The 21,859-nt window shown below is 72.2% G+C and carries 13 protein-coding genes; 9 read left to right on the top strand and 4 right to left on the bottom strand.

Annotated features, from left to right (window positions below; translation table 11 throughout):
• Positions 1-565: 565 nt before the first annotated feature.
• A complete protein-coding gene (locus JIX56_RS28635) occupies positions 566-2,290 on the bottom strand; it encodes a serine/threonine-protein kinase (protein ID WP_257544813.1) in 1,725 nt (574 codons plus the stop codon).
• Positions 2,291-2,891: 601 nt separating this feature from the next.
• Between JIX56_RS28635 and JIX56_RS28630 the strand changes: the two genes are divergently transcribed.
• The 4 genes from JIX56_RS28630 to JIX56_RS28615 all read left to right on the top strand — a co-directional run bounded on the left by JIX56_RS28630 (position 2,892) and on the right by JIX56_RS28615 (position 11,358).
• Positions 2,892-7,286 carry an FHA domain-containing protein gene (locus tag JIX56_RS28630; RefSeq protein ID WP_257551176.1) on the top strand — a complete coding sequence of 1,465 codons (4,395 nt, stop codon included), beginning with the start codon at positions 2,892-2,894 and terminating at the stop codon, positions 7,284-7,286.
• 423 nt (positions 7,287-7,709) lie between these two features.
• A complete protein-coding gene (locus tag JIX56_RS28625) occupies positions 7,710-9,080 on the top strand; it encodes an ABC transporter substrate-binding protein (RefSeq protein ID WP_257544811.1) in 1,371 nt (456 codons plus the stop codon).
• Between the two features lie 8 nt (positions 9,081-9,088).
• The gene (locus tag JIX56_RS28620) at positions 9,089-10,444 is read left to right on the top strand and encodes a carbohydrate ABC transporter permease (RefSeq protein ID WP_443031897.1); all 1,356 of its coding nucleotides are present in this window, start codon (positions 9,089-9,091) and stop codon (positions 10,442-10,444) included.
• Entirely contained in the window at positions 10,441-11,358 is a 918-nt protein-coding gene (locus tag JIX56_RS28615; RefSeq protein ID WP_257544807.1) for a carbohydrate ABC transporter permease, read from the top strand. The genes JIX56_RS28620 and JIX56_RS28615 overlap by 4 nt, the downstream gene beginning before the upstream one ends.
• 401 nt (positions 11,359-11,759) lie before the next feature.
• Here the strand turns inward: JIX56_RS28615 and JIX56_RS28610 are convergent, their stop codons facing one another.
• Entirely contained in the window at positions 11,760-12,593 is an 834-nt protein-coding gene (locus JIX56_RS28610; RefSeq protein WP_257544806.1) for an alpha/beta fold hydrolase, read from the bottom strand.
• A gap of 112 nt (positions 12,594-12,705) precedes the next feature.
• Between JIX56_RS28610 and JIX56_RS28605 the strand changes: the two genes are divergently transcribed.
• Positions 12,706-13,161: a MarR family winged helix-turn-helix transcriptional regulator gene (locus JIX56_RS28605; protein ID WP_257544804.1), complete on the top strand. Its 456-nt coding sequence runs from the start codon at positions 12,706-12,708 to the stop codon at positions 13,159-13,161.
• 123 nt (positions 13,162-13,284) lie between these two features.
• Here JIX56_RS28605 and istB read toward each other — a convergent pair whose 3' ends face one another.
• Together istB and JIX56_RS28595 are read right to left on the bottom strand one after the other, a co-directional pair.
• Positions 13,285-14,073, bottom strand: a complete 789-nt coding sequence (gene istB, locus JIX56_RS28600; RefSeq protein ID WP_257544802.1) for an IS21-like element helper ATPase IstB — start codon at positions 14,071-14,073, stop codon at positions 13,285-13,287.
• A complete protein-coding gene (locus tag JIX56_RS28595; protein ID WP_257544800.1) occupies positions 14,070-14,762 on the bottom strand; it encodes a Mu transposase domain-containing protein in 693 nt (230 codons plus the stop codon). Before JIX56_RS28595 ends, istB begins: the two co-directional genes overlap by 4 nt.
• A 173-nt stretch (positions 14,763-14,935) precedes the next feature.
• Between JIX56_RS28595 and JIX56_RS28590 the strand changes: the two genes are divergently transcribed.
• The 4 genes from JIX56_RS28590 (at position 14,936) to JIX56_RS28575 (ending at position 21,854) form a co-directional block, all read left to right on the top strand.
• Positions 14,936-16,057 carry an IS630 family transposase gene (locus JIX56_RS28590; protein WP_306819949.1) on the top strand — a complete coding sequence of 374 codons (1,122 nt, stop codon included), beginning with the start codon at positions 14,936-14,938 and terminating at the stop codon, positions 16,055-16,057.
• 155 nt (positions 16,058-16,212) lie between these two features.
• Positions 16,213-16,929: a VOC family protein gene (locus tag JIX56_RS28585; RefSeq protein ID WP_257544797.1), complete on the top strand. Its 717-nt coding sequence runs from the start codon at positions 16,213-16,215 to the stop codon at positions 16,927-16,929.
• A 256-nt stretch (positions 16,930-17,185) separates the two neighbouring features.
• Positions 17,186-19,465 (top strand): bifunctional glycosyltransferase/CDP-glycerol:glycerophosphate glycerophosphotransferase, encoded by a 2,280-nt coding sequence (locus JIX56_RS28580; protein ID WP_443031896.1) that lies wholly within the window; start codon positions 17,186-17,188, stop codon positions 19,463-19,465.
• 238 nt (positions 19,466-19,703) lie between these two features.
• Entirely contained in the window at positions 19,704-21,854 is a 2,151-nt protein-coding gene (locus tag JIX56_RS28575; protein WP_257544793.1) for a bifunctional glycosyltransferase/CDP-glycerol:glycerophosphate glycerophosphotransferase, read from the top strand.
• The last annotated feature ends 5 nt before the right edge of the window (positions 21,855-21,859 follow it).

The following is a 21,859-nucleotide window of genomic DNA, read 5'->3' as shown; positions in this document are numbered from 1 at the left end:
CGAGGCCGGGCTGCCGGGCGGCGGTCGGCGGGGCGGCGGTCGGCGGGGCGGCGGTCGGCGGGGCGGCGGTCGCCGGGTCAGCGGTCGCCGGGTCGGCGGGTCGGCAGTCGCCGGATCGCCGGTCGCCGGATCGCCGGTCGGCGGGTCAGGGATCGCCGGGTCGGCGGGTCGGCAGTCGCCGGATCGCCGGTCGGCGGGTCAGGGATCGCCGGTCGGCGGGTCGCCGGTCGCCGGGCAGGGATCGCCAGTCGGCGGGTCGCCGGTCGCCGGGTCAGCGGGTCAGGGATCGCCGGCCGCCTGGCCGCCGGGGACCGTAGCCCAGAGGGGGGAAGGCCCGAGGCGGGACGGTGCCTCAGGGGGTCGATGCCCTGGCCGTGCAGCCGAGCGGGGGGCAGGGCGGGAGCGGGCGCCAAGAGGCGGAAGTCGGGAGGCCGGGCGATTCAGGCCTGTGGGCGACTGCGCCCCGTCAAGGGGCGCGGGGAACTGCGCGACCAGCCCCCACCGGCCCGCAGCCGCTCACGACCGTTGCCGGTGCCAGGCCCCCCGCCCCGCGCCCCCGCCCCCGTCACTGCCCCGTGCCGCCGGAGCCCGAATCCAAGGCGTTGCCCAGCTCGCCGATCCACTTGCCGGCCTCGCTGAACCAGTCGGCGACCTGCTCCCACCAGCTCTTACCGGTACCGATCCATTCCTGGAGGGGGGTGAACTCCCAGATCAGCCAGCCACCGACGAAGAGGAGGACGATCATGAACAGGCAGCCCTTGAGGCAGCCGAGGCCCGGGATCCTCATCGGGTTGGCGCTGCGCTGGCGCGGCTCGCGGGGCGGCCGGGGCTCGCGCTGGGGCCGCGGCGCGGGCTGCTGGGGCTGCGGCGCGGGGGCGTACCGCTGGGGCTGCTGGCGCTGAGGCTGCGGCGCCGGGGCGGCGTACGGCTGTTGCTGCTGCGGATGGCCGTACCCGGGGCCGGGGCCGCCCTGGGGCGGGCGCTGCTGCCGGCGCGGCGGCTGCTGCGGGGGCTGCTGCGGGCGGTTGACCTGCCGCTGGGGCCGGCGGCGCAGCGGGTCCTCGTTGGGGTCGAGGTACTGGACCTGCGTCTGCTCGTTGCGGTCGCGGGCCGCGCGGAGCTGGTTCTGCCAGGGGTGCGGCTGCTCGGGCTGCTGCCCGCCCGGGTCGTGCGGCGGCACCGGCGGCATGACGGAAGTCGGGTCGGCGCCGGAGGTGTGCGGGAGCACGGCGGTGGGATCGGCGGCGCCCGCCGGGCCCGAGGTGTGCGGGAGCACGCTGGTCGCGCCGTTCGGGTCGTACGAGCCGGCGCCCTGCGGCAGTACCTGCGTCGGGTCGGCCGAGCCGAACGCGTCCGGTGCGCCCGGCACCTGCGCGGGCGCCGGGTCGGGGGCGAGGAGGTGGCCCACGCCCTCGGCGGCGGCGATCTGCATCGAGTTCGCGTGCACGCCGACGCCCTCGGCGACGACGCGGAGCGCGCGGGCGAGGTTGACGGCGCTGGGCCGCTCCCTCGGGTTCTTGCGCAGGCAGCGCTCGATGACCGTCCACAGCGGGTCGGGGACCGTGGAGGGGCGGCGCGGCTCGGCGCTGAGGTGCTGGTGCAGCACTTCGAGCGCGGACTGGCCGTTGAACGGCGGGCGCCCGGTGACCAGTTCGTACATCAGGATGCCGGCGCCGTAGATGTCGACCGCTGAGGTCTGCGGCTGGCCCTCGGCGGACTCGGGGGCGACGTACGCGGGCGTGCCCACGAACTCGCTGGTCCGGGTCAGGCCCGGGGAGTCGGCGAGGCGGGCGATGCCGAAGTCGGTCAGCATCGGGTGCATCTGGCCGCCGTCCTGCTTGAGCAGCACGTTGGCGGGCTTCAGGTCGCGGTGGACGACGCCGTCGGCGTGGCTCGCGGCGAGCGCGTCGGCGATCTGCGCGGTGAGCAGTGACGCGCCGACGGGCGTGAACGGGCCGCTCTCCCGGAGGTAGCGGTGCAGGTCGGGGCCCTCGACCAGGTCCATGACCAGCGCCAGCAGATCGCCCTCGACGACGAGGTCCCGCACCCGCACGATGTTCGGGTGGGTGAGCCGCAGCAGCACGGAGCGCTCCCGCAGGAACCGCATCACGATGTCCGCGTCGCTCGCGAGCTCTTCCTTGAGGACCTTGATCGCCACGGTCTCGCCGGGGTGGCCGGGCACGGCCGCCTCGGCCCCCGCGGTCTCCCGCTGGCGGGCGCGCCAGACAGTGCCTGTGGCGCCGCGTCCAATCGGCTCCTCAAGGAGGTACTTGCTCCCTACCGGCCGCACGTCATGCGCTCCCTGTTACTTGCTGGCTTACTTGCTGGCTGCTTGCTTGCCTGGCATCTGCTCGTCTGGCCTCGTCCTTCGGACGTTCCGCCCCACTGTAGTGCGGCCGTCCCCGGGACCGGGCTGTCGACTTCCTGCGGCTTCCTGTGCCTTCCGGCCCCCTTGCCGTGGCTTGCTCCGGCTTGCTGTGTGCTGCCTGTCGGTGTCCGTGTCCGCGAGTACGTACGGGTACCCGTGTGCGTTCGATGGAAAGACGCTCACCCGTGGGCGGTTGGTTGCCGGATACGGACGTACGCGATTCCGGATACGGACGCGCACCGGCCCGGATGCGGACGCGACCGATCCTGAATCCGGACGCGATACGGACGTGACCGATCTCAAGTGATCAACTAGCGGGCACTGGTCAGGCACTTTTGGGGGCAGAGCCGACCAATCAAGATCACTTGACGGTGGGCGGCGGGCGTGTTGTCAGTGGCAGGTGCGAGGATGCCTCCAGTACTGGCCGACGTGCCCGTGAGCGGTGGGGGAAGTCTGCGGTGGGGACCGCGCAGTCTCGTCCTCGTCGTCGCGGGTGCCCGCGCGGAAGGGACCGCTGACGGCGATGCAGATCCGGCTGACCGTCGTAGACCCGCTGGGACCGCCCTCGGAGCCGCGAGGACGTGCCACGGCCTGCGACGTGCTGGTCACGGCGCCGGCCGGGACGGCTCTCGCCGCCGTGGCCTCGGGCCTCGCCTCCGCCGTCGGCGAGGGCGGTGCCGAGCGGCTGGAGCGCAGCCGGGAGGTCGGCGGCGGCCAGGTCGTGCTGTACGCCGGTGCCGAGCGCCTGGACGCCCAGCGCTGCACCCTGGGCGAGCCGCCCCTCATCGACGGCGCCGTGCTCTCCCTGGGCGCCCCCGCCGAGCCGGGCCCCGAGGTCGACGAGGCCGCCGCCCAGCTCCACGTGGTGGCCGGCCCCGACGCCGGCGGCGTCCATCTGCTGCACGGCGGCAAGATCCACATCGGCCGCTCCGCCGACGCCGACGTCCCCCTCGACGACCCCGACGTCTCCCGCCTCCACTGCGCCGTCACCCTCTCCGCCGACGGCCGCGTCTCCGTCGTCGACCTCGGCTCCACCAACGGCACCACCCTCGACGGCACCCGCGTGGGCGACCGCCCGGTGCGTCTGGCCCCGGGCGCCCTGCTCCGCATCGGCGAGTCCGCCCTTCGGCTGGCCTCGTCGTCGGGGGCGCGGGGGGTCGGTACGACGCCTGACGGGGAGGGACATGTTCGGGTGACGGTGGGGGCGCGGGGGCCGGGGGGTGACGGCTCGACGGGCGGCGGTGTCGGTTCAGCGGGAGGCGGTGTCGGTTCCACGGACGGCGGTTCGGGGTCTGTGGGAGGCGGTTCGGGCTCTACGGGCGGTACGGGTTCCGGGGTGGGAGCGGGGGCCGGTACCGGTTCTCGTACGGGGGCGGGGGCGGGCGCCGAGGTCGGCTCCGGCTCCGGCTCCGGCTCCGGCTCCGGCTCCGGCTCCGGCTCCGGCAGAGCGTCTCGCGCGGGTGCGTCCGGGCAGGCGGCGGAGGAGCTGAGGCAGGGGCGTGCCGAGCGGCGGACGGTGCCGGGGCAAGGCGGGGCGCCGGGGATCGAGCGGACGGCGGAGGGTACGGAGGCCGCGTCCGGTACGGGCGGGGCGGGCGCGTACGAGGGTGCTCCGGGCGGGGGCGGAGCGGAAGCTCATGGCCGCCTCAGCGAGGGCCGTGATGCCCATGAAGCTCGTGGTATTCGGGATCACCGCAGCGGCCGCGATTCCCACGATCCCCGCGATGCCGGTGATCCCCACATGTCCGGCGGACCCGGCGTGCCTACGGGTTCCGGTGGGCCCGGCGGTTCTGGCTGGCCGGGCGGTTCTGGTGGGCCAGGCCGTCCCCATGGGGCTGACGGTTCCGGTGGGGCCCATGGTTCCGGTGGGGCCGACGGTTCCGGTGGGGGCCAGGGCTCCCGTGGGACAAACGGCTCCGATGAGGGCCAAGGCTCCCGTGGGGCGCACGGCTCCAGTGGGCCAGACCGTCCCAGCGGGGCCAGCGGTTCCGGTGTGGCCGGCGGTTCCGGTGTGGCCGGTGTTCGGGCCGGGTCGGTCGGCGCCGGTGATGCCGTCGGGTCCGGTACCCGTAAGGGCACTCCCCTTCGGGGGACGGATGTGCCGCGTGGGGTGCGTAAGCGCGGTGGGTTCGGGGCCTGGGCGCGGCGGTTGGCCGGCGGGCGGGGGCAGGCGGGGGCGGAGCACGACCCGTACGAGTACGACGCGGAGTACGACGAGGACGAGCGCGGGGCGATGGCCTCGGTGTTGCCCGCCGGTGGCGAGCGGCTGCCGGAGACCTGGCCGGATCCCGCCGCGCTGCTGCTCACCGCGCTGGGGCCCGGCGCCCGGCTGTGGGAGCGGGGGCCGGGGCACCCGGAGGCGCTGACGGTGCGGCTGGGTACGACGGACCGGGTGGCGCCGGACGGCTCGGGGCTGTTGCCGGCGGTGCCGGTGACCACCGGGTTGCGCGAGGTCGGGGCGCTGGGGCTGGCCGGGCCGCGCCCCCGGCTGATGGGACTGACCCGCGCGGTCGTGGCCCAGCTCGCCGCGCTGCACTCCCCCGACATCCTCGAACTGGTCCTGATCAGCGCGGACCGCTCCCGCTCCGCCGAGGAACGCGCCACCGACTGGTCCTGGCTCGGCTGGCTCCCCCACCTCCGCCCCGCCCACAACCAGGACTGCCGCCTCCTCCTCGCCTACGACCGCGAGCAGACGACGGCACGTCTGGACGAGTTGCTGCGCCGCCTGGAGGACCACGCGGCGGACACGGCGGGGCATGCGCCCGGGCGCGCGGCGGGCGCCGGGTCCGGTCGTACGCCGCGCGCCGGAACCAGTCGTACGCAGGGCACCGGGACCCTGGGCGTGGCAGGCCACCGGTCGGACGACACGACGGGCCGGCTGTCCCGGGAGGCGACGGGCCGCACCGCCGGGGCCGGGGACGCGACGGGCCAGGGGGACGACGGTGCTTCCGGCCGGCGGGCCGTGCGGCGGCCCTCGTGGGCTCGGGAGGACGGTCCGGCGGGCGGTGACTTCCCGGGGCCGTACACGGTGGTGATCGTGGACGGGGACCCCGGGGGCGCGGATGTGCGGAAGGCCGTGATGCGGCTGGCGCAGGACGGGCCGGTCGCCGGGATCCATGTCGTGTGCCTCGCCGAGACGGAGTCCGCGTCGCCCGCCTCACCGGTGACGGAGACGTACGCGGCGGCCTGCGAGGTCTCGCCCGCGTTCCGCGCGTGCGGGGCCGTCGCCCTGCTCAGCGGTGACGTCGCCACGGCGCTGCGGCTGCTGCGCGTGGCCTCCGGGTACGCCGGGGTGAGCGGTTCCGGGGCACCCGGTCCGTCGGGGCCCGCTCGGTCCGGGCGTACGGGGAGCGCGCATCCCGGACCCGCCGACCACGCGCGCGGTGCGGACTTCGACGGCCCGTCGAGCCGCCCCCGTTCCGACCGTGCGGCCCACTCGGACCCCGGTCTGGTGAGCCGAACCCACACCAACATCGACCTCGCGGGGAGCGGACTCTCCGGTGCCGACGAGCGCACGCATCCCGGCACCCAGAATCTCCCCTCGCTCGATCCGGAGGCGGCGCCCGGGCTGTTGAACCACGGCACGGTGGCCACGCTGGACGCGGTGTCGGTGGCGTGGGCGGAGCGGTTCGCGCGGGCGCTGGCGCCGTTGCGTACGGACGGGTCGGCCGGTGACCGGCAGGCCCGGGTGTCGGCGCCGTTGCCGCAGTCGGCGCGGTTGCTGGACGAGTTGGGGCTGGCGCGGGCCACGCCGGCGTCGTTGATGGCTCGGTGGGCGGACGCGGGCGACGACACGACGGCGCTCGGCGGGCGGGCCTGGGCCGTGCTCGGCGCGGGGCCGCGCGGGCCGGTGTCCGTGGACCTCGTCGCCGAGGGCCCTCATCTGCTGATCGAGGGGCCGGCCGGCAGCGGTCGTACGGAGCTGCTGCGGTCCGTCGCCGCGTCGCTGGCCGCGGCCGAGCGGCCCGACCGGCTGGGGATCGCCCTCGTGGACGGGCGGGACGGCGGGGGCAGTGGCGGCGCCGGTGGTGCGGGCGGGGGGCGGACCGGGGAAGGGCTGGGGGCCTGTACCGACCTGCCCCACGTCGGGACGCATCTCACGGCCAACGATCCCGTCCGGATGCGGGAGTTCGCGCAGTCGCTGAGCGCCGAGTTGAAGCGTCGGGCCGAGTTGCTCGGCGGGCTCGGGTTCATGGAGTGGCACACCCGGCGTGAGGTGTCGGGCCGTATCGTCCCGCAGCGGTCGGCGGGGGCCGGGTCCGGCGGTGTGTCGGCGGGCTCGTCCGGGGCGGCCGACCTCGACTCGTCCTCCAGTTCCACGCTCCGGCTGCGGCCTGGGGCCGGCCGCAGGCCCGGGGACCAGGGCGGCAAGGGGGCGGCCGGGAAGCGCCCTGCCCCCGGCTCGGAGCTGCCCCGTCTCGTCGTGATCGTCGACGACCTCGACGCCCTGCTGTCACCGCCCCTGGGCTCCACGGGGCGGCCTGCGGCCGGATCCGTCGTACGGGCGCTGGAGGCGGTGGCCCGGGAGGGTGAGCGGCTCGGGGTGCATCTCGTCGCCACCACGGGTGGGGGTGGGCGTGTGGGAGAGAGCGAGTTCGGGCGTGCGGGTGGGGGGCGTGTCGTGCTGAGCGCGCCGGTGCCGGGGCCGGACGAACCGGCGCCCGGGCGAGGGGAGTTGCTGGGTGAGGGGGGTCGGGCGACCCCGTTCCAGGCGGGGCGGGTGACGGGGCGCATTCCTCGTACGGCGACCCTTCGGCCCACCGTCGTCCCGCTGGACTGGGCGCGGATGGGGGACCCGCCTGCGCGGCGCCCCGTAAGGGAGTTGGGGAACGGGCCCACGGATCTGGCCTTGCTGGCCAGCGCGTTGGACCGCGCGGCGCGGGAAGTCTCGGCGGCGGGAGTGCCGTCGCTGCTCTGACCGTTCGTCACAAGGCGCCCGGCGCCTGGGTCGGCCGGGCGTGGGCTGCGCAACTCGGCGCTACGAGGTGCCGCTGCGCCCACCGTGCCGCCCCTAGCGGCACGACTGCCCGCAGCTACATCAGCTACGTCAGCCACGTCAGCCACGTCAGCTATGGCAGCTATGGCACCGGGGGCGCCCCCGGTGCTTTTAGGGGCGCGGGGAACTGCGCGAGCAACCACCCCCGGCGGGAAGCCGCCCACGACGAGCCACCCCCACGGCGAGTAGGCACCCCCCGCTCGCCCGCGGCTCATGGTCACGACGCGGTCACGATCAAGGACTTGACACCGCAGGCGCTCTTGCCGCCCCCAGGCACGCGGCGTAGACCAGAGCGCACGGGACAGCGCTTCTACGTTCGACGACGCACGGAGAACGGGGTCAGTCATGCGCAGCATGCTTCGTACACCCAACGCCAAGGCCCTCGCCGCCCTCGCCGCAGGCCTCCTCGCCGCCTCGCTCACCGCGTGCGGCGGTGACGACGACGGCGGTGACAGCGGTGATACCGGCAACGGCGGCGGCAGCAAGGCCACCGTCCAACTCCCCCAGCTGGACGGCCAGAAGCTGGAGGTCGCGGCGGTCTTCACCGGCCCGGAGCTGGACAACTTCCAGAAGGTGCTGGACGAGTTCGAAAAACGTACCGGCGCCTCGGTGACGTTCGTGCCGACCGGCAACAACACGTCCACTTTCCTCGGTACGAAGATCGAGGGCGGCAAGCCGCCGGACGTGGCGTTCCTGCCGCAGGTCGGCGTGTTGCACCAGTTCGCCGAGAAGGGCTGGGTCAAACCGCTCGGCAGTGAGGCCCAGGCGCAGCTGGACAAGAACTTCTCGGCCGGCTGGAAGGACCTGGGCGCGTACGAGGGCAAGCAGTACGGCGTGTACGCGAAGGCCGCCAACAAGTCCCTCGTCTGGTACAACACCGCGGCCTTCGAGGCGGCGGGCATCACCGAGGAACCCAAGACGTGGGACGAGTTCATCCAGACCGCGCAGACGCTCTCCGACGCCGGCTCCCCCGCCGTGTCGATCGGCGGCGCGGACGGCTGGACGCTCACCGACTGGTTCGAGAACGTCTATCTGTCACAGGCGGGCCCGGAGAAGTACGACCAGCTCGCCAAGCACGAGATCAAATGGACCGACCCCTCCGTCAAGGAGGCCCTCACCACGCTCGCGGAGCTGTGGGGCAAGGACGACCTGCTCGCGGGCGGCGCCTCCGGCGCGCTGCAGACCGACTACATCAAGTCGATCACGAACACCTTCGGCGGGGACACCCCGGCCGGCATGGTCTTCGAGGGCGACTTCGTGGCCGTCACCATCAACGGTGACACGGACTCGAAGATCGGCACGGACGCCAAGGTCTTCCCGTTCCCGGCGGTCGGCGACGCCTCCCCCGTGGTGACCGGCGGCGACGCGGCCGTGGCGCTCAAGGACGGCAAGGGCGCGCAGGCGCTGCTCACCTTCCTCGCCTCGACCGACGCGGCGGAGATCTGGGCGGCCCAGGGCGGCTTCCTCTCCCCCAACAAGGAGATGGACCAGGGGACTTACAAGGACGACGTCACCCGGGAGATCGCCAAGGCGCTGCTCGCGGCGGGCGACGACTTCCGCTTCGACATGTCCGACCAGGCCCCGGCGGCGTTCGGCGGCACGCAGGGCGTGGGTGAGTGGAAGGACCTGCAGGACTTCCTGAAGAGCCCCGACGACGTGGCCGGTGCCCAGAAGCAACTGGAGACCGACGCGGCGAAGGCCTACGGGAACGGCTGACGGCCGCGATGTCGTCCGCTGTGGCGAAGACGGCGGGGGGCGCCGGCGCACTGCCGACGCCCCCCGCCGCACCGCGCAAGAGCGTGACCGGTACCCGGTGGTGGGTGGCAGGGCTGTTTCTGCTGCCCGCGCTGGTGCTGCTCGGCGCGCTCGTGGTCTACCCGATCGGGTACTCGGTCTGGCGGAGCCTGTTCGACGGAGACGGCTCGGGTTTCGTCGGCCTCGACAACTACGCGGAGATCTTCTCCGACGACTCCACCCTCGTCGCCGTACGCAACACCGCGATCTGGGTCGCGGTCGCCCCGGCGCTCGTCACCGCGCTCGGTCTGATCTTCGCGGTGCTGACCGAACGGGTGCGCTGGGGAACCGCGTTCAAGCTGATCGTCTTCATGCCGATGGCGATCTCGATGCTGGCCGCGGGCATCATCTTCCGGCTGGTGTACGAGCAGGATCCGAACCAGGGTGTCGCCAACGCGATCGCCACGTCCGTACATGACGTCTTCGTGGACGAGTCGGTGTATCCGAAGGCCCGGCCCAACGCCCAGGTGAGCGATCTACGGGCGTCCGGCGGGGGTTCGTTCACCACGGAGGGCACCGTGCGGGCGGGAAGCCCCGCCCTGCTCCCCCTCGTCGGGATCGCGCCCAACCGGCTGCCCGGCGACGCACAGGACGCGAAGGCGGCCACCGGCGACGGTGTCACCGGCACGGTCTGGCTGGACTTCCGGCTCGGTGGCGGCGGCGAGAAGGGAGCCGTCGACCCGGGTGAGAAGGCGTTGGAGGGCGTCAAGGTCGAGGCGGTGAAGGACGGGAAGGTCGTCGCCACCGCGACCAGCGGCACCGACGGCACGTTCAGCCTCCCGGACTCGGCCGAGGGGGCCCGACTCCGGCTGCCGGGCTCGAACTTCGCGGCGCCCTACAACGGCATCGACTGGCTCGGCCCGGCCCTTGTCACCCCGGCCGTGATCGGCTCGTACATCTGGATGTGGGCCGGCTTCGCGATGGTGCTGATCGCGGCGGGGCTGGCCGGTGTGGACCGCAATCTGCTCGAAGCGGCCCGGGTGGACGGGGCGAACGAGTGGCAGGTGTTCCGCAAGGTCACCGTGCCGCTGCTCGCGCCGGTCCTGGTCGTCGTCCTCGTCACGCTGATGATCAACGTGATGAAGGTCTTCGACCTCGTCTACATCATCGCGCCCCAGCCCACCCAGGACGAGGCCAACGTCCTCGCACTGCAGCTGTACTTGGTGTCGTACGGCGGCGGGGGCGACTTCGGGCTCGGCAGCGCGATCGGTGTGATCCTGCTGCTGCTCGTGCTGCCGGTGATGTGGGTCAACATCCGGCGACTGCGGAAGGAGCGCCAGCGGTGACCACTCTCGAGACCCCGGCCCCGGCTCCGAAGACCCCCGAACTCGACCCGCCCGTACGCGCCCAGCGCTCCGTCGCCTCCCGGCTGGCGAGCGGCGTGGCGGGCGGCGCGCTGCGTGTGTTCCTCCTCCTGGTGGCGCTGTTCTGGCTGGTGCCGACGTTCGGACTGCTGGTGTCGTCGTTCCGCGACCCGACCGACATCTCCACCTCCGGGTGGTGGAAGGTGTTCTCGGCACCGGCCCAACTCACCACCAAGAGCTATGAGTCGTTGCTGGAGAACGACGACATCACGGGCGCCCTGTTCAACACGATCTGGATCACGGTCCCGGCGACCCTGCTGGTCGTCGTGATCGGCGCGATGGCCGGATACGCCTTCGCCTGGATGGACTTCAAGGGCCGCGACGGGTGGTTCATGGTCGTGGTGGGGCTGTTGGTGGTGCCGGTGCAGGTGGCGCTGATCCCGCTGTCCGGGCTCTTCCGGGACCTCGGGATCTTCGGCGACATCATCGGCGTCGTCCTCTTCCACGTCGCCTTCGGACTCCCGTTCGCGATCTTCCTGTTGCGGAACTTCTTCGCGGAGATCCCACGTGAGCTGCTGGAGGCGGCGCGGCTCGACGGGGCGGGTGAGGTACGGCTGTTCGCGACCGTCGTCATGCCGCTCGCCGCGCCGGCGCTCGCGTCCCTCGGGATCTTCCAGTTCCTGTGGGTGTGGAACGACATGCTGGTCGCACTGGTCTTCTCCAGCTCCGGATCACAGCCGTTGACGGTCGCGCTCCAGCAGCAGGTACGGCAGTTCGGCAGCAACATCGAGATTCTGGCGCCGGGTGCGTTCATCTCGATGGTGATCCCGTTGGCCGTGTTCTTCGCGTTCCAGAGGCAGTTCGTGTCGGGTGTGATGGCGGGGGCGGTGAAGTAGTAGCCGCCGGGCGCCTAATAGATCGGGGCGTGGGGGTGCGTCGGCGGGTGCGGGTGCGTGGGGGCTGGTCGCGCAGTTCCCCGCGCCCCTAAAAGACCCCGGGCGCGCCCCATGCCGTCAAGGGGCGCGGGGAACTGCGCGAGCAACCACACACCACCCGCACCCGCCGACGCACCCCCACCCCCGAGCTAGTGCTCTGACCGCATTGGTTCGCCGGGTGGCTAGGGTGGTGTTCAGTGGCCCCACCAAGGCGACTCCAACTGGCCCCGGTTCATGGATGATGCGTAAAGATCAGGCGTCGCGAGGTGGCTCCGGAAGGCGGCTTGATCTGGGACCACCAGGGTGGGGGTGGTCGGTCCCGTCTGGCCCTCCGATAGGCCGTCGGGCCGGGCCGCTTCGTGTCATCGTGCGTCGTTGAGGATCTCCCGGACGCGTGCCGCGTAGGCCCGAGGGTGGGTGGTGTTTCCGTTGTGGCCGCCGGGCAGCTCCTGCAGTTCGCGGTCGAGCAGTGCGGCCAGGGCTGTCGCGCACTGGTAGTCGAAGACGGTCCTCGGGGTGGCGTGCCCGGCGGCGGGCACGATGTGGGCGCTGACGTCCTTCAGAGCGGCGGTGTCGAGGGTGTCGTGGACGATCGCGGTGAAGTCGTGCCGGATGAAGTAGTCGAAGTTGGCGGTGCGCCGGGCGTCCATCGGCTGGGGCGTCAGGCCGGGTTCGGCGTCCGTGGCGGCGGGGTCGATCCCGAGAGTCCTGGCGATCTCCGGGAGGGCGGCGCCGAGGCCCTGGTGAAGGTAGAGGTCCTGCAGGGCGGCGAGTTCGTGCTCGTGTCGGGCGCGTTCGTCGTCGGGCAGCAGGCGTGGGGCGACGGGCTCGTGGGCTATGAGGGTGTGGATCTGTCCGGGATGCCGCAGGGCGGCGTGCATGCCGACGACGGCTCCGAGACTGCAGCCGAGCATGAGGGCGGGGGCGTCCGTGAGATGCGCGAGGAGGCGGTGGACGTCGTCGGCGTGCTCGGCCAGGGTGGCGCCCTTCTCGGCGGTGCGGAGCCGGCTGCGGGACAGGCCGCGGCGGTCGTAGGTGACGACGGTGTAGGTGTCGGTGAGGTGGGCGACGAGGTCGGTGGTGCGGTCGGCGTCGCCCTCCCCGCTCTGCGAGATCAGCAGCGGCGGCCCAGTGCCGCGGACCTGGTAGTGCAGGACGGTGCCGGGAACGGTGAGTGTGCCGGTGGGCTTGGGCACGGCGGTCCCCCCTTTGTGCGCGACGGGCCTTCCGTCGCGGCCTCGACCACCGTAATCCATCGAACTAGATACATCAATCTCGATGAATCGAGCTCGATGTATGTTGGTCGGCGTGAACGGAGTCGAGCTGTTCCTACTGGGACGCACCCTGATGAAGATCGGCGAGGAGGCCCTGCCGGAGCCCCCGGGCGACGCCGGCCGCTATGCCGGAAGCACCCTGCTGGTGCTCATCGTGGCCAGCGACATCGCCGCCCATCCCGACACCACCGTCGGTGAGATCGCCGCCCGCACCGGCCTGCCGCAGAGCCAGGTGTCCGCGGCCATCGCCCGGCTGAAGGAGGCCGGATCGGTCCAGACGGCGCCTGATCCCGCTGACCGGCGGCGGGTGCTGGTGCGCCAGGCCGCCGAGGTGTCCGAGCGAGTGACGCAGGTCCGCGCGACAGGCATCGAGGATGCGCTCGCCGCGGCACTTGGATCCGACGACCCGCAGCGGCTGAGGGAGGTCTGCGAAGCATTGGATGTGCTGGCCCGCAACCTCATGCCGACGGTCCGGGAGCCGCGCCCGTAACCGGGTGCGGCCGGGCGGCGTGCGGACGCTGCATGACCACCCGAGCGGCTGATCAGTTCCGGCGGGCGCTCCTGGTCACGCCGAGAAGTGCGGAGATCGTTCGGCCGTCGGACCGGGGCCGGGTCACTTCGTCCCGCTGTTTTTGTTGGCCCTAGTGCGGGCCAGGCGGTAGGACTCGGTGCCGGTCTCGATGAGAGTGGCGTTGAAGGTGAGCCGGTCCACGATGGCCGCGCAGAGCCGGGGGTCGGTGAAGGTCTTGCTCCAGCCGGTGAACGCCTCGTTGGAGGCGATGGCGATGCTGTTCTTCTCCTCGCGTTCGGTCAGGACCTGGAAGAGCATCTCGGCGCCGCGGCGGTCCAGTTCGAGGTAGCCGAGCTCGTCGATCTCCAAAAGGTCGACGCGTCCGTAGCGGGCGATGGTCTTGCCGAGCTGTTTGTCGTCGGCGGCCTCGACGAGCTCGTTCACCAGGGCCGCGGCCGTCGTGTAGCGGACGCGGTAGCCGGCCATGGCGGCCGCAGTACCCAAGCCGATCAGCAGGTGGGACTTCCCGGTGCCGGAGTCCCCGATCAGACACAGCGGGTAGCCCTTGGCGATCCAGTCGCAGGTGGCGAGGGAGTGGATGACGGCCGGGTCGACGTTGGGGTTGGCGCGGTAGTCGAAGTCGCGCAGGGACTTCTCCCGCGGGAAGTGGGCGGCCCGGATGCGGCGTTCGGCCCGGCGGCGGTCGCGGTCCTCGCACTCGGCCATCAGCAGCTCGGCGAGGAAGCCCGCGTAGGAGAGCCCTTCGCGTTCGGCGCGGGCGATGGTGTCGGCGGCCTGGGCCCGCATGGTGGGCAGCCTCAGCATGCGGCAGGCGGTGTCGATCGCGGCATCGGGTGTCTGCGCGGTAAGCGCGTGATGGGCAGCGGTCATGGCGAATCCTTCCGGCGGAGCTGGAGTAGTTCGTCCCACTGCTCCAGGCGGGGCAGGGGGCGGGCGTCATCGGGCAATGGCTGGGCCAGGCGGCGCGAGGTGAGGTGGCTGACCTGCGGCATCTGCGGGCTGAGCGGATCCGTCTGATCCGGCGGCGCCGGTGTCGCGGTGACTGTGGGTGCCCGGCCGGCCGCCTGGGCGGCCTTGCGGGCCTCCAGGGCAACCACGTCGTCGCTGCAGGTACCCAGCGCGACGGCGGCCCGCAGTCCCGCGATCACGTCCGCGTGCTGCTGATGGCGGTGCAAGAGCAGGACCCTGACCAGGGCTTTCGTTCCTTCGATCTCGCCGAGCTGCTGCTGGGCCAGGGCCCAGAACGCCTCGTGCTCAGTGGTGAAGGTGCCCTCGGTGCGGGCCTGGTGCAACGCCTCGGAGCGGTCCAGGGCACCGGGCTTGCGCAGCAGCACCTCCAGGTAGTGGTCCAGGACCAGACGTTCCTGGCCGCGGCCGGCGAGCCGGGCATGGCGGGCGATCTCGCGACGGTTGTCGAACACGACGAGCGTGTCGCCGGTCAGGTGGACGGTGACCTTGCGGTCGATGAAGCGGACCGGGACGGAGTACGAGCACATCTTGACGGTGATCCGGCTGTAGCGGTCGACCCTCGGCGGACCACATCCACCGTTCCACCGCAAGACCCAAGGTGGGACCACTTCGCCTCGCCACTACCCCTCAGTGCCCCCGAACACCCCTTCCCCTGGGGCCAGTTGGAGTCGCCTCGGTGGGGCCACTGAACACCGCCCTAGCCAGCCGGGTGGGCCTTCGGAGCGGTTGGATGGCGACGTTCGTTCCGACCGCTGGAGGTGTGGTGGCCGAGCTTGTGCGGGTGCGCCGATTGACCGATCAGGAAGGGCAGAAACTGCAGCAGATCCTGCGCCGGGGCAGTACCAGCTCGGTGCGCTATCGGCGGGCGATGATGCTGCTGGCCTCGGCCGGCGGAAACCGTGTCCCGGTGATCGCCCAGCTCGTCCAGGCCGACGAGGACACCGTCCGCGATGTGATCCACCGCTTCAACGAGATCGGCCTGGCCTGTCTGGACCCTCGGTGGGCGGGAGGCCGTCCCCGCCAACTCAGCCCCGACGACGAGGACTTCGTCGTCCAGACGGCCACCACCCGCCCGACCAAGCTCGGCCAGCCCTTCACCCGCTGGTCGGTCCGCAAACTCGCCGCCTACCTGCGCCGCGTACACGGACGCATCATCCGCATCGGCCGGGAAGCCTTACGGTGCCTGCTCCTGCGCCGCGGCATCACCTTCCAGCGCACCAAGACCTGGAAGGAGTCGCCCGATCCCGACCGTGATGCCAAGCTCGACCGCATCGAAGAGGTGCTGGAACGCTTCCCGGACCGGGTCTTCGCCTTCGACGAGTTCGGCCCCCTCGGGATCCGGCCCACCGCAGGCTCCTGCTGGGCGAAGCAGGGCAGGCCCGACCGCCTGCCGGCGACGTACCGCCGCACCCACGGCGTCACCTACTTCCACGGCTGCTACTCCGTCGGCGACGACACGCTGTGGGGAGTGAACCACCGCCGCAAGGGCACCGCCAACAGCCTGGTCGCGCTGAAGTCGATCCGCGCCGCCCGCCCCGACGGCGCCCCGATCTACATCATTCTGGACACCCTCTCCGCCCATACCGGAGCGGACATCCGCCGCTGGGCGAAGAAGAACAAGGTCGAGCTGTGCTTCACCCCGACCTACGCCTCCTGGGCCAACCCGATCGAGGCCCATTTCGGCCCGCTGCGGCAGTTCACCCTCGCCAACTCCCACCACCGCAGTCACCCCGTGCAGACCCGGGCCCTGCACGCCTACCTGCGCTGGCGCAACGCCAACGCCCGCCACCCCGACCTCCTGGCCGCCCAGCGCAAGGAACGCGCCCGCATCCGCAGCGAGAAGGGCATTCGCTGGGGCGGACGCCCCCTGACGGCCGCAGCCTGATCCAGACCGGCGAAGACTGGACACGCCTGCGAAGGCTCGAATCGGTGCGGAAGGAACCGGTTTGCCGCAGACCCCTCTCCGCAGCGCAGCCAAAAATCTCTTGCGGAGTCGTCTGAGCACTCGATACCCAGCATCGAGACGACAAGGAGCACAGGATGACGACCCCTCTGGGTTCATTGAACGAGTTCTGCTGGATGGACCTCAAAACCCGTGACTTGGCCGGCACCGCCACCTTCTTCTCGAAGACGCTGGGCTGGCGCTTCGCGGTGGACGAGAAGGACTGGCGAAAGGCCACCAAGATAGCCATCGACGGCCACCTGATCGGCAGCGTGAGCGACCTGGCGAACCCGGTCTACCCACCGGGAACACCCGCCCATATCGCCTATTATCTGGCAGTCGACAACGTCGATCGCCGTGCCGAAGCGGCGACGGTGAACGGCGCTCGTCTTGTCGTGCCTCCCTTCGACGCGGGCGATCAGGGGCGCATGGCGACATTGATCGATCCAGTAGGTGCCGCCTTCTCCCTCTGGCAGCCACGCAACTTCACCGGATGGAAGTTCCCGTCCCACTTGGCAGGTGCCCCGCACCGCATGGTCCTGACGTGCGACCAGCCTGAGAAGGCCCGGCACTTTTACGACAAGACGATGGGGACCCCTCCGAACTGCGCCGATTTCATCGCCACACGTGGACCCAGTGCATCCGCCCCGCAGTGGGAACTTGCGGTCGAGGTCGAGGATCCGGACAGCGCCGTCGCCCGCGCACACGATTACGGCCAAGACCCGGCCACCTGGTTCGAGGAAACCGGTCGTCGTGTTGTGCGGTTGAGCAGCCCAGAGGGACTGACATTCCTGGTCCGCTGCCTTGAGCAGTGACTCGGCCGTCGACCAGGCGGTGGTCGCACCCTGGCCCAACCCGGCGGACCTATGCGGTCAGAGCACTAGTAGGCGCCCCCGGCCCCGGCCCCGGCCCCGGCCCCGGCAGAGCCCACCGCGCGAACTCCCCTCCTACACCCGCAAGTTCACACCCGTGCGCCCCCACCACCCGGCGATATCCCCCGTATGGAACACGTCGCGTAACCAAATCATCGGATCGGCCGTTTCCGGGCAGTATGCCCGCGCCGACCCAAGGATGTCCTCCTTGCCCAGGTTCAGTGTCATCGTTCCCGCGTACAAGGTTCAGGCGTACCTGCACGAATGCCTGGATTCCGTGCTGTCCCAGTCCTTCACCGACCTCGAAGTGATCGTCGTCGACGACGCCTCGCCCGACAACGGCGGGTCGATCGCCGACGAGTTCGCGGCCCGCGACCCCCGGGTCAGGCGAACCGTGCGCCTGCGGGAGAACGCGGGGCCGGGTGCCGCCCGCAACAAGGGGATGGAGTACGCGAGGGGCGACTACCTCCTCTTCCTCGACGGCGACGACACGTTCACGCCGGGCGCGCTCCAGGCGATCGCCGACCGCGTCAAGGAGACCGGCGAACCCGACGTCCTCGTCCACGACTTCGCCCGCACCTCCTGGTCCGGCGAGTCCGTCCGCAACGAACGCGCCCTCCAACTCACCGAGCAGGGCACGGCCCCGTTCCGCCTCGACGACCGCCCGGGCCTGCTGAGCGTCCGCCCGGTGGCGTGGAACAAGGCGTACAAGCGCGAGTTCGTCGAGGACCACGACTTCCGGTTCCCGCCCGGCATCTACGAGGACACGGCCTGGACGTACCCGGTCCTGATGACCGCCGAGTCCGTCGCCACCCTCGACCGGGTCTGCGTCCACCACCGCCGGCGCCGCCACGGCAGCCTCCTCGGGGCGACCACGCGGGCGCACTTCGATGTGTTCGAGCAGTACGACCGGGTGTTCGCGTACGTCGACGAGCGGCCGGAGCTGGCCCAGTGGCGTCCGGTGCTCTTCCGGCGCATGGTCGACCACCTCACGTCCGTGTTCACCCGGCGCCACCGGCTGCCGCGCGAGGCGCGCGCCGAGTTCCTGCGCACGGTCCGCGCGCACTGCGCCCGCTACCGCACTCCGGGCGCCCCCATCCGCGCCCACGCCCGCCTCCGGCACGCGCTCCTACGGCTGGGCAGCCAGCGCGTCTACCGGGCGCTGTGGGCCGTGGCACGGCTGGGCGGGGGCGCCGGACGCCTGGTGGCGGGCCTGGCCCGGCCGCTGCGCGACGCCGGGCTGCGCCTCCACTACCGCGTCCAGCGCCTCCTCCCGCTGCGTGCCGACCGGGCGGTGTTCGCCGCGTACGGCGGCCGGGGCTATGTGTGCAGCCCGGCCGCGCTGGAGAACGCGTTCCGTACGTACGTCCCCAAGATGCGCACCTCGTGGATCGCGCGCCCCGAGCACCACCACACCCTTCCGGTGGCGACCCGGCGTGTGCGCCCCGGCTCGATGGCGTACTGGACGGCGCTCGCCCGCTCCAAGTACCTGGTGAACAACGTGGACTTCGACCGCCGCTTGGTCAAGCGTCGCGGCCAGGTCCTCCTCCAGACCCAGCACGGCACCCCGCTCAAGCACATGGGCCTCGACCTCCAGGACCGCCCGGCGGCCGCGCGCGGCACGGACTTCGCGGCCGTGCTGCGCGGCAGCGACCAGTGGGACTACGTCCTGTCCGGCAACCGCCACTCCACCCTCGTCTGGGAGCGCGTCCATCCGTCCGCGTACACGACCCTGGAGTACGGCTCCCCGCGCAACGACGTGTTCCTGAAGGCCAATTCGACGGATGTGGCCCGGGTGCGCGAACACCTCGGCATCCCCGAGGGCGCGGTCGCCGTCCTGTACGCCCCCACACACCGCGACTACCGCCACTCGCAACGCGCCCACCTGGATCTGGAGCGGGTGCTCCGCAAGCTCGGCCCGCGCTTCGTGATCCTGGCCCGCGCCCACCACGCGTACGACTCCCCGCTGACGGACCTGGCGCACGGCCGTCTCCTCGACGTCACGGCCTACCCGAGCGTCGAGAACCTGTGCCTCGCCTCCGACGCGCTCGTCACCGACTACTCCTCCCTGATGTTCGACTACGCCAACCTCGACCGGCCCATCGTGATCCACTCCGAGGACTGGGAGGCGTACGAGGCGGCCCGTGGCACGTACTTCGACCTGCGCTCGTTCCCGCCGGGCGCGGTCGCGCGCAGCGAGGACGAGCTGATCGACATCTTCGCGACGGGGCACTGGCGCGGGTCGCGCTCCGCGCAGTTGCGGGCCGCCTTCCGTGACCGGTTCTGCCCGTACGACGACGGGCGGGCGGCGGAGCGGGTGGTGCGGCGGGTGGTCCTGGGTGACACCGCGCCGGTCGACTTCGTCCCCTTGGCCGACCGCCGTCCCGTCCCGTCCGCCGCCGCGGCCCGTCCGTCGTCTCCGTTGGCGACGGTCCCTGGCCAGTCGCAGCCGGGCGTGGACGACTCCCTGCGCACGTAACCGCCTTTCCCTCGCCCCCGCCGCCCCTACCCGTCCCATCCCCAGGGGCTGCGCCCCCTTCGACCCCCAGCCGCGGGTCCGGTGGGGGCTGGTCGCGCAGTTCCCCGCGCCCCTGAAAAGCGGGGGCTGCGCCCGCCGCTTTTCATCGGCCCGCAGGGCCGTCTTCAGGGGCGCGGGGAACTGCGCGAGCAAGCCCCACCCAGCCGCAGTCGAAGAACGCCCCCCCCGAAAGGACAGAATGCCCCGCTTCAGCATCATCGTCCCCACGCACGGTGTCGAAGGGCGCCTCCCCCTCGCCCTGGACTCGATCCTCACGCAGCCGTTCGGCGACTTCGAGCTGATCCCGGTCCATGACGCGGCGGGCTCACCCGCGGAGGCGGTCAGCACCGCGTACTCCACCAGGGACACCCGGGTGGCCCCCGTCGAGTCGCCGCCGTCGGGCGGGCTGAGCGCTGCCCGCAACGCGGGACTGGCGGCGGCGCACGGGACGTACGTCCTGTTCCTGGACGGGGACGACACGCTCGCCCCGGGCGCGCTGCAGGCGATCGCGGACCGGCTGGCCGAGACCGGCGGCCCCGACGTCCTGTACTTCGCACACGAACGGGCGCACTGGTGGGAGGGCGGTACGACCCTCGTGCGCCCGACCGGTGTGCGGACCCCGGCGTGGAGCGCGGCCTACCGCCGGGACTTCCTCACCGCGCACCAACTCACCTTCCCCATCGGCCACTTCACCGACCTCGGCTGGAGCGGTCTCGTCGCGCTCGCCACCGACCGCACGGCGGAGCTGCGGAGCACGGTCTGCGTACGGCATCTGCTGCGCCGGCAGGGCAGCCGGCTGAACGCCCCCGGTGAGCACCAGCTCGAACTCCTCGACCAGGTGGAGCTGGTGCTCGCCAGGGCCACGGCCAAGCAGGGCCTGTCGGAGGCACTGTTCGAGCAGCTGTTCGCGGTCGTGCTGCGGACCGCCGCGCACCCGGAGCGGCTGCCCGCCCACCACCGCCGCGCCTTCTTCCGTCGCGCCGCACACCTCTACCTCCACAACCTCCCGGCCGGCTTTCGCCCGCCCGGCGGCAGCCTCGGCGTGCAGCACCGGCTGCTCGCGACCGGCTCGTACGCCGGGTTCCGGGTCCTGTGCGCCGCCAACCGGGCGGCGGCCGGAGCGCTCGCGGCGCTCCCCCGCCCCCGCACGCCCCTGGCCCGCGCCCTGTACGCCGCCCAGCGCCGCCTCCCGCTGGACAAGAACCTCACCGTGTACTGCTCGTACCGGGGTCGAGGTGTCACCTGCGACCCGGCCGCCCTCCACGCCAAGGCCCGCGAACTCGCCCCGCACCTCCGCTCGGTGTTCCTCGTCGATCCCGATGTGGTGGACCGGCTCCCGAAGGACCTCGACCACGCCGTCATCGGCAGCCGGCGCTACTGGCGGGTGCTCGCCCGCGCCAAGTACCTCGTCGACAACGCCGGCTTCCCGGACACGGTCGTCAAGCGTCCCGGCAGTGTCCATCTCCAGACCCAGCACGGCACCCCACTGGAGACGACGGGCGTGGACCGGTCCCCGTACCCGGTGGCGGCCGCCGCGTCCGGCAGCCTCACCAGCCTCCTCAAGCGCCTGGACCGCTGGGACTTCAGCCTCTCCGCGAACCGGCACTCCACGGAGACCTGGGAGCGCGCGTTCCCGGGCACGTACGAGCAACTGGAGTACGGCTCCCCGCGCAACGACGTCTACTACACGGCCACGGCGGCGGACGTGGCGCGCGTCCGGCGTGAACTGGGCATCCCCGAGGGCAAGAAGGCCCTGCTCTACGCCCCCGCCCACCGGGACCAGGCCACCGGCCACGGCACCCGGCTGAACCTGGAGGCGTTCTGCGAGGCGGTGGGCGAGGAGTTCGTGGTGCTGCTGCGGGCGCACCACTTCCCCGACGACGGCACCGCCCGCACGAGCGACGACCGGATCATCGACGTCACCCGGCACCACTCCACCGAGGACGTCTGCCTCGCCGCCGACGCGCTGATCACGGACTACTCCTCCGTGATGTTCGACTACGCCAACCTCGACCGGCCGATCGTGATCCGCGCGGACGACTGGGAGGTCCACCGGGAGACGAGGGGCGTGTACGTCGACCTTCCGGCCGCGCCGCCGGGTCATGTGGCGCGTACCGAGCGGGAGTTGGCGGACCTGTTCCGCGACGGCTCGTACGCGGACGCGGAGGCCGACGCCCTGCGGGCCGACTTCCGGGAGCGGTTCTGCCAGTTCGACGACGGGCGGGCTGCCGAGCGGGTCGTACGGCGGGTGTTCCTCGGTGAGCGGCCGGAGGCGCTGCCGCCCGTCGTGCCGCTCGCCGAGCGCACCCCGGCCCCGGCGCCCGCCGCCGCGACCCTCGTGAGGAGCTGACGGAC

The organism is Streptomyces sp. CA-210063 (assembly GCF_024612015.1).
GTDB lineage: Bacteria > Actinomycetota > Actinomycetes > Streptomycetales > Streptomycetaceae > Streptomyces.
This window is presented reverse-complemented; position numbering and strand designations above follow the sequence as displayed.